Below are 17682 nucleotides of genomic sequence, written 5' to 3' on the forward strand. Positions count from 1 at the left end.
TTTGACGCAATTCCGGACGGAAAGCCGCTCACACTTTTCCTGGAATTGCTCTACCGGCGCCGCGCCTGACCAATGTCCTGATCGGAAGCCATGCGCAGGCTTCAGTCTGTGCGGTGACCGTGAACAGCCGTTCCAGGAAAAGCCAGGCCGATTCATCGTGTACGAGATGGTGGGCGAGCACGCCGACCGGTTCGCCGCCGTCGAATGCCTGTCGCAATTGCGCGATGATGGCCTGAACCAATATGCCGTGATCGCGGCAACCGCGCGTGCCATGCCAGTCCATGATGTCGACATTGCTGTTGACGACCGCCAGCGAAGCCGGCTTCGGCGGCCCATAGACCGACAATGCCGCAAATCCCATCGATCCAAGCTCGGATACCAAGCCGGCGTCGATCCTGTTCCAGGGCGGCACCAGCATCGGAACGGCACGTGCGCCGTGCAGGCCGGTTATGCGCGACAGCCCGCGAGCCAGATCATCGAGCACCGCCTCGCGTGGCCGCTGCGGGCCGAGCTCCTGCTTTTTCTGGCCCTCCGACGCATGATTTCGGTGCGCCCAGCCATGGATGGCGACTGTGGCATGCGGCGCCTCGTCAAGCCGGGCGACCAGCTTCCCATCAGTCAGGGCCGGAATGACGGCCAGAGTGACCGGAATTGGGAATTGACCGGTGAGGTCGAGCAGCCGATCAAGCGCAGCCGTCGGATCCACGGCGTCATCATCGCGCAGCCAGAACTCTGCCTTGCGGTCCGCCCGCTGCCAGCGCGCCAGTTCTTTCACCAAGGGTTGCCAGATCTGATCGGACGTCATGAAACCGGGATCTTCGCAAGAAGTTCGGCGAGACGCGCTGCCGCAGCACCGAGGGAGCGTTCTTCGAGGATGAAACGTCTGGCTTCTGCGGCCATGACGGTTCTTTCGTCGTTGCGGGCCAGAAGCCTTTCAATGGCTGAAGCGAACGCCGTCAAATCGCCCGGCGGGGTCAGGAACCCGGTCCGGCCATCCCGCACGACCTCCGGCACGCCGGCGATGTCCTGAGCCACCACCGGCAGGCCGGCGGCCTGCGCTTCAAGATAGGCAACGCCATAGGCCTCGCCGAAACCCGGCCAGACGTAAATTCCGCCACTGTAGAGGACATCCGGCACGGCGGCCGGCTCAATCGCGCCAAGCCATTCGATACGCTCGGCGGGCAAGCCGGCAAATTGCGCTTTGACCTCGTCACGGGCAGGCCCGTCCCCGACGACCGACATGGTCCAGGGCAGGTGACCGATCGAGCCGAGCGCTTGCGCCAGCATGCGATAGCTTTCGAGTTTGTCGCCCGGGCGCATCATGGCGACAGTAACGAGGCGTGTCGGACAACCCCGTGCCGGCGTTTCACGGAATGCCGATGTGTCGATGAAGGGCGAAAGCATGCCGAAAGTGGCGCCGGGTACCGCATCCGCCAGTCCCTGGCGGTCCCTTTGCGTGAAGCAGATGTTCAGCGCCGCCTGTTCGACGGCTCGCGCCACCAAAGCTTGCGTATCAGCCCACAAACCGGCGTTGCGCCGCCTCGAATAGGAGGCTTCCGCTGTCGCATAGGGGACAGCAAAGGCCGCCGTCAGCTCGGGCCCGATCAGGTCGGGCGCCTTGTAATAGGGATGATAAGTGAACCAGAGATCGGGCTTGCCGTCACGAGCCCAAAGCCTTGTCAGCCGCGCGGCTTCTTCCCGGGCCTCGATCTTGCGCGCATCGAAACTTTTCGGCTCCGGTTCGCGTAGATAGAAGCGCAATTCGGATGCCAGTTCGACGCGATGCCCCACGTGCTCCAGCGCCTTGATCAGCGTCCGTGCCATCTGGCGGTCGCCGGAGGCAACGGGATCATTGGGTGACTTCAGTGGTGCGTAGAAGGCAATTCGCATCGCCGGACCCTATCATCAGAAAGCCGCCGCAAGTCAATTTCGAAGCATGATCGACTTCACCCTTCAAGCAGTGGAATATGCTATCTGATGCCCATGGAAACAGCTGCCGCGTCCGACCCGTTTGTCGCTTCTCTGCCGGTCTTCGCAAAGTTCGAAAGCGTTGCCGATATCGACAACTATCGGCCTCTCCCCGATGACTGGGCGCTGGCCACCGCCGACATCGTCGGCTCGACCAAGGCGATCGAGGCTGGGCGCTATAAAACCGTCAATATGGCCGGCGCCAGCGTCATTTCGGCGCTGCTCAATGCGCTGGGTCGGCAAGATTTTCCCTTTGTCTTCGGCGGCGACGGCGCGCTCGTGGCGTTTCCCGGCTCGGCGCTGGAGATCGCCCGCAACGCGCTTGCCGCTGTCCAGAGATGGGTGGCGGAAGAACTGGACCTAGCCCTGCGTGCCGCAATCGTGCCGATAAGGGATATAAGAGCGCAAGGGCTCGACGTTCGCGTGGCGAGGTTCCAGGCCTCCGAAGCGGTCTTCTATGCCATGTTCGCCGGCGGTGGCGGCAGTTGGGCGGAAGCCGAGATGAAAGCGGGGCGCTACGGCATCGATCCCGCGCCGGCCGGCGCGCGGCCGGACCTGACCGGCCTCTCCTGCCGCTGGAACCCGATCGAGGCCCGACATGGCGAAATCGTCTCGATCATAGCCATACCAGGGGCGTCACGCGACTTGCGCGGCTTTCAGTTGCTGGTTTCCGACATCATCGCCCTTGCTGGCAGGCAGGAGCGCGATGGCCACCCCGTACCGGCGGACGGGCCGGCCTACAGTTTACTGCCCGCCGGTCTCGATCTCGAGGCGCGGGCCACGGGGCCGGCTGGACGGCGGTGGCTGACGAAGCTGTGGGTAGTGTTCCTCATGACGCTTACGGCTGTCACCGATCGATGTGGCTGGACGATCGGCGGTTTCGATCCGAAGGTCTATAAACGTGAAGTGGCCAGCAATTCGGACTTCCGGAAGTTCGACGACGGCTTGAAGATGACCATCGATGTTGACGCCGATGTCTTGCAACGGATCGAAAACCGGCTGAAACAGGCGGAACAGGCGGGCATCTGCACCTATGGCCTGCACCGCCAGAAATCGGCCTTGATGACATGTCTCGTCGCTTCGCCGCTGCAGCGCGATCACCTTCATTTCATCGATGGCGCTGCCGGCGGCTATGCGATGGCTGCCGCAAGCCTGAAGGCGAAGGTGCCGGTTTGATGACGGCTTGCGGAAACCGATCTTCCGCAATATGCCTCCGGTATGGTCCTGGGACCAAGTGAGCCTCGCCACGGGAACGGACAAGCCTGTCCGAATTGACGGGAAAGCAGATTTTTGGACGCCTCACGATCGATATATGACCATCTTCTAAACCGGATTTCGACGCGCGCCGCGCAAGTCGGCGTGATCGGACTGGGCTATGTCGGATTGCCGCTGGCGGTTGCGGTAGCACGCGCGGGCTTCCCGGTTTCGGGCTTCGACATCGAAGCCCACAAGGTCGAGAGCCTCAACAACGGCCAATCCTACATCGAGGCGGTGACGTCGACAGCCCTTGCCGGCCAGGTGGCGAGCGGACGGTTCCGCGCCACTGCGGATTTTGCGGAACTGGCCGTCTGCGAGGTCATCATCATCTGTGTTCCGACACCGCTGACGAAAAACCGTGAGCCGGATCTCTCCTTTGTCAGGAACACAGCAGGCACCATCGCCAAGCATCTGCGTCCAGGCCAGCTCGTCGTGCTGGAATCGACCACCTATCCCGGCACCACCGACGACGTGATCAAGCCCATATTGGAAGAAACCGGCTTGCGGTCGAAGATAGACTTCTTCCTCGGCTTCTCGCCCGAACGCGAGGATCCCGGCAACCGCAGCTTTGAAGTCGCGACGATTCCTAAGGTCGTGGCAGGCGACGGCATTGAAGCGGCGACGCTCGTGCAGGCCTTCTACCATGGCGTGGTCAAGACCGTCGTTCCGGTTTCGACCACCGCGACCGCCGAAGCGGTCAAGCTGACGGAAAACATCTTCCGCTCGGTCAACATAGCTCTCGTCAACGAGTTGAAGGTCGTGCTCGGTGCGATGGGCATCGACATCTGGGAGGTGATCGAGGCGGCAAAGAGCAAGCCCTTCGGCTACATGCCGTTCTATCCTGGCCCCGGCCTTGGCGGGCACTGCGTTCCGATCGATCCCTTCTACCTGACGTGGAAGGCGCGCGAATACGAACTGCCGACCCGCTTCATCGAGCTCGCGGCAGAGATCAACACGGCCATGCCGCGTCATGTGGTCGATGAGCTGGCGAAGGCGCTGGACCAGCGCTGCGGCAAGGCGCTCAGCCGCTCGCGCATTCTCATCGTGGGGCTCGCCTATAAGAAGAATGTGCCCGATATCCGCGAAAGCCCTTCATTGCGGCTCATTGAACTCATCGAGGATTGGGGCGGCAAGGCGGAATTCCACGATCCGCATGTTATCGAGATACCGACCACACGAGAGCATATGGCGATCAAGGGGCGCCGCTCGGTCGAATTGACCGAGGCGGCCCTGAAAGATTTCGATGCTGTCGTCGTTGCAACCGACCACGACGCGATCGACTATCACACGATCGCTGATCACGCCCCTCTGATCGTCGACACGCGCAATGTTTTTGGCCGCCTCGGGCTAGACCGAGAGACGGTGGTGAAGGCCTGACGGCATCTGAGCCGGCGAATTTCTTGCACGGTGTCAGGATCGTGGTTGCACTGCGTCGGCTGACTCGCCACATAACGCCACGGAATACAGATGCATTTACGCCTTCCCCTTGGCCGCAAGGGTAGTCATCCGGGATATTCTTCGCCGCTTTTGCCGCCGAGGCCGGCTTGTTGACTTCGGGTGTCTTATCGTTGGGTCGTTGACGGACTGTGTTATGACAGATCAGAAGATAATGGTTCCGTCTTCCGACGGGTTTCGGGATAGCATGAGCACATCGTACGCAGAAATCTCCACCATCCTCATGGATAAGGTTGCCGATTGGCTGAACGAATCGGCGCTGGCGGGCAACGACCTGGAAGCATTGGTAAATGGCTTTTGCGAACGGCTGGCTGCTGCCGGCCTGCCGCTGAAGCGGGTGCATTTGAGCTTCTCGATGCTCCATCCGCTCTATGACGCGCTTGGCTTCACCTGGGTTCGCGGCCAGGGCATGGAAGTGGAAGGCTTCCGCAAGGAGGCCGGTGTGCCGTCTGAAAGATTCCTGACCAGTCCATACTACCATCTGCTCAGCAATAAGCTCGACCATCTGCGACGCCGGCTCGACCCGTCGGTGCTATCGGAGTTTCCTGTTTTCGATGACCTCCGGCTTATGGGCATCACCGATTACATGGCTTTCGTCCATCCCTTCAGCGGCAACACCAGTCAGGGCATGATGGGGTCTTGGTCCACCGACAGCGCCGCGGGCTTCAGCGACAGCATGATTTCGGCGCTGCTGCGCATCCAGAGCCATCTCGCTATCGCCACCAAGATGGCGGTGCTCACCAAGCTCGCTGACAACATGATGACCACCTATCTCGGCGGCGACGCTGGCAGGCGCGTGCTTGACGGCCAGATCAAGCGCGGCGAGGGCGATACAATCCGGGCCGCACTGGTAATGGGAGATATGCGCGGGTCGTCGAGGCTTGCCGAAACTTCCGGCCGCGAAGTCTATATCGATACGCTGAACCAGTTTTTCGACGCCGTTGCCGCACCTTTCAATCGCAACGGCGGGCAGATCATGAGTTTCATTGGTGATGGCTTCATTGCCGTCTACCCTTGCGAAAGGCACCGTTCGCAGTCCGAGATCGCCTGCCAGGCTGCTCTTGCGGCCGCGCACAAGGCCAGCGCGCGCATGATGGATCTCAACCTGCGCCGAAAAGAGCAGGGGTTGTCCGACATCAAATTTGGTATCGGCCTGCATGTCGGCAATGTGATGTTTGGCAATGTCGGGCTTACCGACCGGCTCACATTCTCTGTCTTCGGCTCGGCTGTGAACGAGGTCCAGCGCCTTCAGACCCTGACCAAGAAATATCCGCATAGCGTTCTGGCCAGCAAAGACTTCGCCGGCTATTGCGGTGCCAACAAATGGCTGACGCTCGGCAACGAGGAACTGGCTGGCATCAAGCAGAAGCTGACGGTGCTTTCACCAGATCTGTCGGGAGCTCTCGCACTCGATGAAGACGGTGCGCCGGAGCCGATTCACGGCCGAAGATCGGACGCCGAGCAGGTCATGCTGCTTCACCGCGACGCCGCGCGGATGGCGGCGGGCGACCCGAGTAAGCTCCAGTAAACCGCCGCGATCTGGCCCGATCGCCTTTGGTAGCCAGTTCGGTCGTCGGTTCCGCCACTGACGACCGCTTCGAATCCAAGTTGCTCTGCGCTGGCAATGCGCTAGTCTCGCTTTCTGGAGAGCTGCCAGAGTGGGGCTGGTGTGAAGATGAATTCGAGTGTCGATCTGCTGCGGATCGAAGACGTTGGCATCTCTTTTGCCATCATGGGGGGGCCGTTGCATGCCGTCAGGCGCGCAAATCTTCGCGTCCTGCCCGGTAAGGTTACCGCGCTTGTGGGCGAGTCCGGTTCCGGAAAATCGGTTCTCAGCCAGGCCGTGATGGGCATTTTGCCGAACACAGCCCATGTTCGCGGCCGGATCCTGTTTTCCGATCCTGAAAAGCCCGGCACGACGCAGGATATCCTCAAGATGTCGCGTGATGGGCCCGAAATCCGGGCGTTGAGAGGCAGCCGCATCGGCAAAATCTTTCAGGAGCCGATGACATCGCTGTCGCCGCTGCACACGATCGGCAACCAGGTCAGCGAATCCCTGCAGATTCATACGCCCATGGCTCGGGCGGAGCGCAAGGCGCGGACCGAGGAAATGCTCAGCCTTGTCGGCTTTCCCAATCCCAAGCGCGCCTATGACATGTATCCCTTCGAACTTTCCGGAGGATTGCGTCAGCGCGCCATGATCGCCATGGCGCTTATCTGCCGGCCCGCCCTGTTGATCGCCGATGAGCCGACGACGGCGTTGGACGTCACCATCCAAGCGCAAATCCTGCAATTGCTGCGCGGGCTTCAGACCAAGCTGAACATGGCGATGCTGCTGATCACGCACGACCTCGGCGTGGTCGCCAATGTCGCCGACGAGGTGGTGGTCATGTACCATGGCGAGATCATGGAGGCGGGACCCGTCGAGGCGATATTCCGCCGGCCAGGCCATCCTTACCTTAAGGGCCTGATGGCAGCCGTTCCGCATTTCGACCTGAAGCCTGGCGAAAGGCTAAAGGCGCTGCGCGAGGTGCCGGTGAATGTCGGAAACCTGCTCGGCAAGCAGACCGCGCCGGCATCGAAGGGGCCGGACGACATCCTGCTGTCGGTCAGGGATCTGACAAAGACCTTCACCATCCGCAAGTCCGGATGGTTCGGTGGGGATCATCAAACCTCTGTTCGCGCCGTCGACGGCGTGAGCTTCGACATCAAGCGGGGTGAATGCCTGGGTCTGGTCGGCGAAAGCGGTTCCGGCAAAACCACCGTCAGCAAGATCCTCATGCGGGCTGTCACCCCTAGCGGTGGTTCTGTGATCTTCAACAGCCGCGATCGACCGATCGACGTCCTGGCAGGCGAGGGAGACGCCCTGCACATGCTGCGCGCGAAAATCCAGATGGTCTTCCAAGACCCGGTTTCGTCGCTTTCACCTCGCATGACGGTGGAGAACATCTTGAGCGAGCCGCTGGAAATTCATCAGCGTGGCAATGCCGCATCCCGGTTAGCCACGGTCAAGAGCCTGATGCAGGCAATCGGGCTCGATCCGCGCTTCATCAAGCGTTATCCGCACAGTTTCTCAGGCGGGCAGCGTCAGCGGATCGGCATCGCGCGCGCGTTGGCGCTGGGGCCTGAACTGCTGATCTGCGACGAGCCGGTTTCAGCGCTCGACGTCTCCGTCCAGGCGCAGATCCTGAACCTTCTGAAGGACCTGCAGAAGGAACTGGGACTGACCTATCTGTTCATATCCCATAACCTGGCGGTGGTGGACTACATGGCAGACCGCATCGCGGTGATGTGCGGGGGGCGTATCGTCGAGCTAGCGCCGCGCGAAATTCTGCTCAGGAAACCGATCCACCCCTACACGCGCTCACTGGTCGCCGCAGTACCTTTCCCCGATCTCGACAGGCCGATGGATTTCAAGACGCTGAAGCTCAGCGGCGCTTCCGACACCAGCGCATGGGGACCGCAATTCCGCGACGAGGGCGAAGAGGACGTGCTGTCGCCGCTCGATCTTGGCGGCGGCCACCTTGTTCTGGCCCGACGCTCGGCCGATGCCAGCGAGCTACGCCATTGATCAGCCGGCGCACCGTCCTTGGACTCATGGCTTCGGCATTTGTGCCGAGCACGTTGCACGCCGGCGATCTGGAGCCGGAATTTCTTCAGCCGCTGCTGAAGGCCCTGGCGCTGCCGGCACTCGCCAAGCGCTTGCCCAAGAGCCCGCGCGTGGTGAACCTCGCTGCGATGGGCCGGCAGCCCGGCCAGTACGGCGGCACGCTGCGCACGATCATCGGCAGCCAAAAAGACATCCGGATGATGACCATCTACGGATATGCTCGCCTGGTCGGCTATGACGAAAAGCTCAACCTGCAGCCCGATATTCTCGAAAGTTTCGACGTGGCGGACGATCGTGTCTTCACTTTCAAGCTACGGGAAGGACATAAATGGTCTGACGGCAGCCTGCTGACGCCAGAGGATTTTCGCTATTGCTGGGAAGATGTCTGGCTGAACGATGAGCTTACGCAAGGCGGGCTCACCCCGACCCTGCTGGCGGACGGCAAGCCGCCACGCTTCGAGATCGTCGATCCGTTGACAGTCCGCTATAGCTGGGATGCGCCTAATCCCGACTTCCTGCCCAAGCTCGCTGCCGCTTCGCCGCTATCGCTTGTTCTGCCGGCCGCCTATCTCAAGCAGTTCCACAAGAAATACCAGGACCCATTCCGGCTTGCCGGCTTAATGGAGGAGAACAGGGCCAAGAAATGGACGCTCCTGCATATCCGCATGTCGCGCCAGTATCGCCCGGAGAACCCGGAACTGCCGACGCTCGATCCCTGGCAGAACCGGACCAAGCCACCGGCCGAGCAGTTCGTCTTTGAGCGGAACCCGTTCTTTCATCGAATAGACGAGAATGGCCGGCAACTGCCGTACATTGACCGGGTTGTCATGAATGTCAGCTCGTCGGCGATCATTTCCGCCAAGACCGGTGCGGGCGAGAGCGACCTGCAATGCATGGGAATCGACTTTGCCGACTACGCCTTCCTGAAGGACGCGGAGAAGCGCTACCCGGTGAAGATGCATCTGTGGAAACGCACACAGGGTTCGCGGCTGGCGCTGCTGCCCAACCTCAATTGTGCCGACCCGGTGTGGCGTGACCTTCTTCGCGACGTGCGCGTGCGCCGCGCGCTTTCGCTCGCAGTGGACAGGCGCGAGATCAACTTGGCCGTGTTCTATGGATTGGCGCAGGAAAGTGCCGATACAGTCCTGCCGGAGAGCCCGCTTTACCGGCCGGAATTCGCGAGAGCCTGGGTCGCCCACGATCCCGACCGAGCCAACGCCCTGCTCGACGAGGTCGGGCTTAAGGCGCGCGACGATGACGGTCTGCGGATCCTTCCCGATGGACGCCCGGCGCAGGTCATCGTGGAAACGGCCGGCGAAAGCACGCTGGAAACGGACGCGCTCGAACTCATCACCGATCACTGGCGGCAGGTCGGCATCGCCCTGTTCGTCCGGACTTCGCAGCGAGACATCTTCCGCAGCCGCGCGCTAGGTGGCGAGATCATGATGTCGATTTGGTCGGGTATCGACAATGGTGTGCCGACCGCCGACATGAACCCGTCCCAGTTGGCCCCCACCATGGACGACCAGCTGCAATGGCCGCTCTGGGGTGCTCACTACCTGTCTCACGGCACGGTCGGCGAGGCGCCCGATCTTCCGCCTGTCGTTGAGTTGATGGCTTTGCTCAAGCGCTGGAACGTTTCGACCGAAGCCGCGGAGCGCGCCGAAATCTGGAATTCAATGCTGTCGATCTACACCGATCAGGTGTTTTCGATCGGCACGGTGAACGGAACGCATCAGCCGGTTCTGGCGTCCTCGAGGCTGCGCAATCTGCCTGACAAGGCGCTCTACGGCTACGATCCGACCGCCTATTTCGGTGTCTATATGATGGACACATTCTGGCTTGGAGAGTCCTGAGCGTGCTTCGATATATTGTCTGGCGCATTGCTGTGATGGTTCCAACGCTGCTGATCATATCGGCGCTGGTGTTCACGATCATCGAACTTCCCCCGGGCGACTATTTCGACAGCTATGTTGCAGAGCTTCGGGCTCAGGGCGAAGCGGTGGATTCCGATCGCATCCAGATGATGCGCAAGGAGTATGGTTTCGACAAGCCGCCGGTCATTCGCTACTTCTACTGGGTCGGCGGAATGCTACACGGCGATTTCGGCTATTCCTTCGAATATGAGCTGCCGGTTCGCGATGTCATCGGTGACCGAATGTGGCTGACCATTTTGGTTTCCTTCGTCACGATCATCTTCACCTGGCTCATCGCCTTTCCGATCGGCATGTACTCAGCCACCCATCAATACAGCTGGGGCGACTACGGCCTGACTTTCTTCGGTCTTCTCGGCCTTGCCATTCCGAATTTCATGCTGGCGCTGATCCTGATGTATTTCGCCAACATCTGGTTCGGCACGTCCATCGGCCATCTCATGGACCCGCAATATCTCGGCGAGCCGATGAGCTGGGCCAAGGCGAAATCGATCCTCGCCCATCTCTGGATCCCGGTCTTGATCATCGGCACCGGGGGCACGGCAAGCATGATCCGGCGGCTGCGCGCCAATCTGCTCGACGAGCTGCACAAGCAATATGTCGTGACCGCGCGCGCCAAGGGCCTTCATCCCTTCAAGGCGCTGGTCAAATATCCGCTGCGCATGGCGCTCAATTTCTTCATTTCGGACATCGGCTCGATCCTGCCGGCCATCATTTCCGGCGCCGAAATCACGGCGATCGTGCTGTCTTTGGAAACGACCGGGCCGATGCTGATCAAGGCGCTGCAAAGCCAGGATATGTATCTGGCGGGGTCATTCCTGATGTTCCTCGCCTTCCTGACGGTCATCGGCGTCCTGATTTCCGACCTCGCGCTGGCGCTGCTTGATCCACGAATTCGGTTGCAGGGCGGCAGCACCAAATGAACACGCAATCTCCGCTGCCCGCTCCGGGTGCTCCGCTGCAACATTACGTTTCCATTGCGCCCTTTGACCTGCAGTCGGTCGAGGCGATGACGCCGGAGCAGTCGAAGGTCTTTCAGGCGTCGCAGTTGCGGCTGATGTGGTGGAAATTCCGGCGGCACCGGCTTGCCCTCATGTCCGGCATATTCCTGGTAGCGCTTTATCTCGGGATACTGATCTGCGAGTTCCTGGCGCCCTACAATCTGCACACGCGCAACATGGACTACATCTATTCGCCGCCGCAGCAGGTGCACCTGTTCCACAACGGCCAGTTCGTCGGGCCGTTCGTCTACGGCCGCCAGATGACGCTGGATATGGACACGCTCAAGCGGAACTATATGGACAAGCAGGATGATGTTCAGCGGATCCGTTTCTTCTGCAAGGGCGACAGTTACCGGTTCTGGGGCCTGATCGAAGGTGACAGGCATCTTGTCTGCCCTGCCGAAAACGGCCAGCTCTTTCTGGCCGGCACCGACAGGCTGGGGCGCGATGTGCTCTCGCGCATCATCTATGGCGCACGCATTTCACTGACGATCGGCCTCGTAGGCATCGCTTTCAGCTTCGTCCTTGGCATCGTCATCGGGGGGCTGGCCGGCTATCATGGCGGTATGTCCGACCTGATCGTTCAACGAATTATCGAAGTTCTGCAATCGATTCCCAGCATTCCGTTATGGTTGGCTCTGGCGGCGATCATGCCGATAACCTGGAGTCCGATTCTGATCTATTTCGGCATTACCGTCATCCTCGGGCTGCTCCACTGGACCGGGCTGGCGCGGGCCGTGCGTTCAAAGCTTCTAGCCTTGCGTGAGGAGGATTACGTTCTGGCCGCGCAATTGATGGGCGCCAGCAGCAGCCGCATTATCCGCCGGCACCTCATTCCCGGCTTCATGTCGCATCTGATCGCGACGGCGACGATCTCCATCCCCGGCATGATCCTGGGCGAGACGGCGCTGAGCTTCCTCGGGCTTGGCCTGAGGGCGCCGATAACCAGCTGGGGCATCCTGCTCACCGAGGCGCGCAGCGTTAGCGTGATCGCGTTCTATCCATGGCTGCTTTTGCCGATCCTCCCCGTCATTCTCGTCATCCTGGCGTTCAACTTCCTCGGCGACGGCCTGCGGGACGCCGCAGACCCTTACAAGTGACATCGTTACCCTGCTGTACGCCGGGCCGCCTTGTCCGCAGCCTGTTCGGTTGTTGCAGTGTTCATCGTTCGCCTCTATATGCCGCGAGGCTCGATCGGGGTTTAATACATCGCCCTCGGGTTTCACCCGCGAACCGTTCCGGTCCCGGGCATTGCCGATCTCTTGAGCTGGTTCAGGACACACAAACGCAAATGAGTCGCCTCGAGAGTTTCATCCGCAGGCTGACCGCGCAGCGCGACATTCTCGATCAAGTCTGCGCGCAGGTGGCGACCATCGAGGGCCCTGTCCTCGAGCTCGGCCTCGGCAATGGCCGGACGTTTCATCATCTGCGCGAGCGCCTGCCCGGACGCCGGATCGTGGCGTTCGACCGCGCACTGGCCGCCCACGCCAGCTCAATTCCCGAAGCTGAAAACCTCGTGCTCGGCGAAATACGCGAGACGGCGATCAGGTTCATTGGCATCGACGCCGCTCTTCTTCATGCCGACATCGGCACCGGGTATGAAGATCGCGACGCAGTGACCGCTACCTGGCTTCCCGACCTGACCGCGCGCCTGCTTCGCGTCGGCGGCATCGCCGTCAGCGGCACGCCGCTCGATCACCCGCACTTGGAACGCCTCCCGCCGCCGCCTTCGGTGCCCGCCGACCGTTATTTATCTATAGGCGACTGTGAGAGGTCGAGAAGTCTTCAGGGGATCATATAGACAGCAACCTCCCGCTCAATGCCGCGCAGCGAGACCTCGTGGGGCTCCGGCTTCAGCGCTTTCCTGCGTAGCAGGTCGGCGGTGAGATTGTCGTCGACCACCGCACGAGTGGCGAAGATCGCCTGTGCGTTGGCAAGGTTCTGGACCCGCGAAGCAATGTTGACCGTCTGGCCGAAATAGTCCTGCCGCTCGTTCAAGGACACGGCGATGCAGGGGCCGGCATGGACACCGATCTTGAGCAGCAGATCCTCGCGCCCACTCTTGTCGTTGAGCGCGCGCATGGCATCGCGCATCCTGAGGGCCGCAGCAATCGCACGATCTGGCGTGGCGAAGGTCGCCATCACGGCATCGCCGATGGTCTTCACCACCGCGCCCGCCTCCGCCGCGACGATATCTTGCAGAACCTGAAAATGCTCCCGCACGAGATCGAAGGCCGAAAGGTCGCCCACACGCTCGTAGAGCGCGGTCGATCCACGCAGGTCGGTGAACAGGAAAGTCAGGCTGGTGATCTTCAGGCGCTGGTCGACGGCCAAAGTATCCGTGCGATAGAGATCGCGGAACGTCTGGTTGGTCAGCAGTCGCTTGGCGGTGAGAAAGGGTCGGCGTTTCCCCAGAAATTCATGCAGTTCATGGCCGGCGATGAAAACTGCCGGCAACACACGCGTGTCGGTCCTATTTTCCAGCGAAATGCGCAACGGGCCGGGTTGCATCTCCAGCGTCTGGCTCTGGACATGGTCGCGGTCGAAGACCAGAGAGAGGCTTCGGCGCTCCTTTGTCGGTTCGCCCTTCACGTCGATGAACTGCGCTGAATGGGTGACCGGCTCGAAGACAATGATGAATTCGGACGGAAGCTGTATCGGCAGAACCGCCTTCTCACCGGGCGCAAGCTCGATGTCCTCCAGCGAGAACTCTTCCATCTTTTGCGCGAAACCCTCCTCCGGCACGTCGACGCCGGACGCCCAGTAGATCTGGCGGAAATATTCCACCGCAGGAAGTTCGTGTGGATTGTGGGCGGCAATCCTGCGTGTGCGGGGACTGACGGTGAATGTCACCTCGACCATCTCGTCCAGCGTCGGCGAATAGCCCTGGGAACACAGCGCGCAGGTGTATTCGTCCTTCTGCAGGGTTTTCAGCGTGGCGTTGGTGTCGAGCACCCCACCACAGCCGGGGCACAGAACATTCCAGGAAATGTCGAAGATGCCTACCCGCGCGGCGTGGAGAAAGGCGCCTATGGCGCGCTCCTCGTCGAGGCCATGCTTGCTGGCGAAGGCGAGCACATTGATGCGGCAAAGTTCGCGGTCCTCGCCCTCGGCAATGGCTCGCTTGATCGCGTCAACAGCCGGGGGATCGACATCGGCCGTTTGCCGCAGAAGCGAGAACAGATCCTGAGCTTCGTTCATCGTGCAGGCTCCGTAAAATCCGCCCCGAGGCGTATTAACTGGACCGCGCTTTGGTCCGAATGCTCCATTTTACGTCTAAATTGACCCTACGGCCATTCGAATAGAACAAAGCCTGATGACGGTTCAATTCCACTCGGCAGATTTTCACCGGCTGCAAGCGGCACTATGATGGTCCATGGGCATTCATCTTGGGCTCTCTCTCATGCCGAAATCCGACAATCCGCCGCTTCCAGGGGCCCTTCGCCTTTTCTCCGCGGCTGTCATCGTCGTCCTGATCGTGGGCGCCGGCCTGTTTTTCGCGCCCACGCTGGTCAAGCCGCGCTGGCCGTGGCCCGTCACGCCGTTCAGCGCCCGCTTCCTCGGCGGCTTCTACACCGCCGAAATGGCGGTGATGGCGGCGCTCTTGTTCTGGAATCGCTGGTCGCCCGGCAGGCTGGTGCTCGTCATGGCCTTCATTTTCACCGTCATCGTGTCGGCGGCTTCGTTCATCAATCTCGGCTATTTCAACTTCGAACGAAAAGCGGCCTGGCTCTGGTTCCTTGTCTATCTTGCCTCGGCCGCGGTATCCGGGCTGTTCCTGTGGCGGGCCAGGGCCCGTCCTTCGGCAAAAGGCGTGGCCTTAACCCCCGCATGGCGCGGCTACATGTCAGCGGAAACGGTGATCCTTGGGCTATACGGCGTCGGCATGTTGCTGTTCCCCCGGGTTGTCAGCAGCAGCTGGCCGTGGCCGGTCGATCCCTTCCACGCCCAGGTCTACAGCGCCATCTTCCTCGCCGGCGCCGGCGGCGTGTATCTCCTATGGAAAAACGCTCCGCGCGAGGAATTGCTGGTGCTCGGTCTGGCGCAGCTTCTGGTTGGCCTGCTAGCCATCCTTGGCCTGGTCATCACCGACGCTGCGGTGCACCGGATCGACTGGACGGCAACAAAGACATTATGCTGGCTCGCCCTTTTCGGCTGGATCGGTCTCAGCGGCGTCTTCAAATTCTACGCTGCCTTCCGGTATTTTAGCTCGCAATCGGCATCATAGACTATGGAGACGACTGGATTTTCGAGTGACGTCCGGTGCATCGTGCCGGGCCGATCGCCCTAGAGCATTTCACCGTTTCAAAGGAAACGGCGAACTGCTCTATCTCGTTGTTCTGACGCAATTCCGGGCGGAAAACCGCTTACACCTTTCCTAGAATTGCTCTAGCCGGGAACGCCATGACCAGCACGACCTCGCCATCCTCCGAGAAAATCGAACCGCAGCTTCGAGCCGTCCGGCCAAGCGATGCGGAGGCGCTTTGCGCTATCTTCAACATGCCGGGCTTTCGCCAGGGCACTCTCAGGATGCCTTTCGAGCGGGTGGAGCAGGTGGAGCGGCGCATTGCCAAGTCCGGCCAGGAAACCACCTGGATCGTGGCGGAGCTGGAAGGCAAGGTCGTCGGCCATGGCAACCTTGTCGTGCAGGGTTCGCGCCGCTCGCATGTCGGCGAGATCAACATCGGCCTTGACGATGCCTTTGTCGGCAAGGGCATCGGCTCTGCCATACTCGGCGCGCTGCTCGACGTGGCCGATAACTGGCGGGCCCTGAAGCGGGTCGAATTGACCGTCTATGCCGACAACGAACCGGCCATCCGTCTCTACACAAGCCACGGCTTCGAGGTCGAAGGTCGGCATGTGAAGGCCGGCTTTACTGACGGGCAGTACCACGACCTCCTGAGCATGGCCCGACTGCGGTTCTAAGATTCGCTGTTTCCCTTGGCGTTTGCACCACATGCGGCTAGACGGGATCAATGACCGCCGTCTTCGATCCAACCCCTACGCCTCCGGTGGAAATTCTGGCTGTACTGTCGCTGCTCTGCCCTGAAGTCGTGCGCGACATCGAGCAGAACTGGAATGCACCGGTTTCCGATTACGCCCGCCATCTGTGGCGGCCGGTGGCAAGGCCTGTATCGGGCCCGGCGATCGCCGCCCGCTCGATCCTGCGCGACGTCCTGCGTCAGCGCCTCGACGTAATTATGCAGCCTGAGGAAGTCGCTAAGGTCGTCGAAGAGTTCGAGCACAGACCGGTGATTCAATCCGGCCTGCACTGCCTCCTCCTGATGGATCGGATTACCTTCGATGCCCTGCTGCTTGCCTGGCTCGGCGCGGTAGAAAACGGGCTGTCGGCCTTCGTCGGCTTCATGGGCACGACGATGACCATGGAGACCATTGGCCGGGAGGGTCCGGGATGGCTCGATGTCGGCGACGACAAGGTCAACCTGTTTGGCTTGGGGCGCCACAAACTGTGCCGCAAGAGCGTCTGCGTGGCCGGTCCTGTCTCCCTCAACAAGCGCGCGCTCGAAGCGGTTGGCGATGAAACGGATGGCAGCCGCTGGCGGGGCACACTGCTTTCCAGCCAGGACAAGGTGTTTGGAACCGCCGCCGATGCGCTGACGGCCCTCAATGAGGATCTGGTCGCCAATTGGGATCGTTCCGGCATGGCCGCTCCCGTCTTCATCGATGATCGGCTCGCCGCTTCTGCCATGGCACGGCATCTGGAATATGACGGCAGCCTTCTTTCCAGGCTGCTCACCCAGCCCGCAAGGCGCCAGCGTCTCGACCATGCGTTGCAAGAGGCCGCATCGGGCCCGTTTGGCAGATTCCTGCCCAATGCGACGGACTATTTCTGGGGCATCCGCGAGCAGCGCGTGCGCAAGCTCGCCCTCGACAACGGACACCTGATCGAGCCTGACAGGCCGCACGGTCTTTCCATCCCGTTCGAGCGGCCGCATCTCAGGCAGGCGCTGCTGGATGGCGTGCTGCTGCCGAACCTGTTCCTGATGTTCCTCGTCCTTGCCATATTGCCGCGCGTGCGGGCCGTGGGCGGCCTGAGACAGATTGGCTACGTAGCGCTTTTCCACTCGATCCTGCTGGCCGCGCTGGATGAAAACGTGCCGGAAGAGCGCGATCTGGCTGCGGAGCTGCAGGTGCGCGAAAATGCCTGGGGCATGCGAGTCATCGATGAAAAGATATCGGTCCGCGAGCAGCTTGCCGGCCTGCCGGAAGGGGCGCTCTTCCCGGAACTGCTCCGGCAATATAGTTTGCGGACACTTGCCGACACGACCGACGACCTGAAACTGGTCCGCGAAGACTCCCGATGGCGCAAGATCGGCTGGGCGGAGATCAAGGGACCTGAGCCTTGCTTCAGGCCCTATTCAGGTTGATTTTCTAGTGCGCAACGCCAACCGACGGCGACCTATCGGTGAACTTGGCCTCTGATCCGGCTGCCTCC

Annotated in this window: 14 protein-coding genes; 11 read left to right on the plus strand and 3 right to left on the minus strand. The window is 61.1% G+C overall.

All coding sequences use genetic code 11. The features are described from left to right. Positions 1–28 precede the first annotated feature (28 nt). On the minus strand, positions 29–805 hold the full coding sequence (locus EJ072_RS22440; protein WP_126081342.1) for a polysaccharide deacetylase family protein: 777 nt from the start codon (positions 803–805) through the stop codon (positions 29–31). Further along, the gene (locus EJ072_RS22445; RefSeq protein ID WP_126081343.1) at positions 802–1890 is read right to left on the minus strand and encodes a glycosyltransferase family 4 protein; all 1089 of its coding nucleotides are present in this window, start codon (positions 1888–1890) and stop codon (positions 802–804) included. The genes EJ072_RS22440 and EJ072_RS22445 overlap by 4 nt, the downstream gene beginning before the upstream one ends. A gap of 93 nt (positions 1891–1983) precedes the next feature. Here EJ072_RS22445 and EJ072_RS22450 point away from each other — a divergent pair, with 93 nt between their 5' ends. From EJ072_RS22450 to EJ072_RS22485, 8 genes are all read left to right on the plus strand, one after another. Next, positions 1984–3144, plus strand: a complete 1161-nt coding sequence (locus tag EJ072_RS22450; RefSeq protein ID WP_245467377.1) for a DUF3095 domain-containing protein — start codon at positions 1984–1986, stop codon at positions 3142–3144. A 114-nt stretch (positions 3145–3258) separates the two neighbouring features. After that, on the plus strand, positions 3259–4602 hold the full coding sequence (locus tag EJ072_RS22455) for a nucleotide sugar dehydrogenase (RefSeq protein ID WP_126081345.1): 1344 nt from the start codon (positions 3259–3261) through the stop codon (positions 4600–4602). Between the two features lie 265 nt (positions 4603–4867). After that, positions 4868–6208, plus strand: coding sequence for an adenylate/guanylate cyclase domain-containing protein (locus EJ072_RS22460; RefSeq protein WP_126081346.1), 1341 nt, complete (start codon positions 4868–4870; stop codon positions 6206–6208). A 147-nt stretch (positions 6209–6355) separates the two neighbouring features. Beyond that, a complete protein-coding gene (locus tag EJ072_RS22465; RefSeq protein ID WP_126081347.1) occupies positions 6356–8251 on the plus strand; it encodes an ABC transporter ATP-binding protein in 1896 nt (631 codons plus the stop codon). Next, on the plus strand, positions 8248–10146 hold the full coding sequence (locus tag EJ072_RS22470) for an ABC transporter substrate-binding protein (RefSeq protein ID WP_126081348.1): 1899 nt from the start codon (positions 8248–8250) through the stop codon (positions 10144–10146). Before EJ072_RS22465 ends, EJ072_RS22470 begins: the two co-directional genes overlap by 4 nt. 2 nt (positions 10147–10148) lie before the next feature. Beyond that, complete coding sequence (locus tag EJ072_RS22475; RefSeq protein WP_042639159.1) at positions 10149–11147, plus strand: ABC transporter permease; 999 nt, start codon at positions 10149–10151, stop codon at positions 11145–11147. Further along, the gene (locus tag EJ072_RS22480; protein WP_126081349.1) at positions 11144–12325 is read left to right on the plus strand and encodes an ABC transporter permease; all 1182 of its coding nucleotides are present in this window, start codon (positions 11144–11146) and stop codon (positions 12323–12325) included. Before EJ072_RS22475 ends, EJ072_RS22480 begins: the two co-directional genes overlap by 4 nt. A 191-nt stretch (positions 12326–12516) precedes the next feature. Next, the gene (locus EJ072_RS22485) at positions 12517–13026 is read left to right on the plus strand and encodes a class I SAM-dependent methyltransferase (protein WP_126081350.1); all 510 of its coding nucleotides are present in this window, start codon (positions 12517–12519) and stop codon (positions 13024–13026) included. Here EJ072_RS22485 and EJ072_RS22490 read toward each other — a convergent pair. Then, the gene (locus EJ072_RS22490; protein ID WP_126081351.1) at positions 13011–14426 is read right to left on the minus strand and encodes an adenylate/guanylate cyclase domain-containing protein; all 1416 of its coding nucleotides are present in this window, start codon (positions 14424–14426) and stop codon (positions 13011–13013) included. The genes EJ072_RS22485 and EJ072_RS22490 overlap by 16 nt on opposite strands. Before the next feature lie 175 nt (positions 14427–14601). Between EJ072_RS22490 and EJ072_RS22495 the strand changes: the two genes are divergently transcribed. From EJ072_RS22495 to EJ072_RS22505, 3 genes are all read left to right on the plus strand, one after another. Beyond that, a complete protein-coding gene (locus EJ072_RS22495) occupies positions 14602–15453 on the plus strand; it encodes a hypothetical protein (protein WP_245466950.1) in 852 nt (283 codons plus the stop codon). Positions 15454–15629: 176 nt separating this feature from the next. Then, positions 15630–16151 carry a GNAT family N-acetyltransferase gene (locus EJ072_RS22500; protein ID WP_042639164.1) on the plus strand — a complete coding sequence of 174 codons (522 nt, stop codon included), beginning with the start codon at positions 15630–15632 and terminating at the stop codon, positions 16149–16151. A gap of 50 nt (positions 16152–16201) precedes the next feature. Next, positions 16202–17614: a hypothetical protein gene (locus EJ072_RS22505; RefSeq protein WP_126081352.1), complete on the plus strand. Its 1413-nt coding sequence runs from the start codon at positions 16202–16204 to the stop codon at positions 17612–17614. The last annotated feature ends 68 nt before the right edge of the window (positions 17615–17682 follow it).

The sequence above is a fragment of the Mesorhizobium sp. M2A.F.Ca.ET.046.03.2.1 genome (genome assembly GCF_003952425.1).
Taxonomy (GTDB): domain Bacteria; phylum Pseudomonadota; class Alphaproteobacteria; order Rhizobiales; family Rhizobiaceae; genus Mesorhizobium.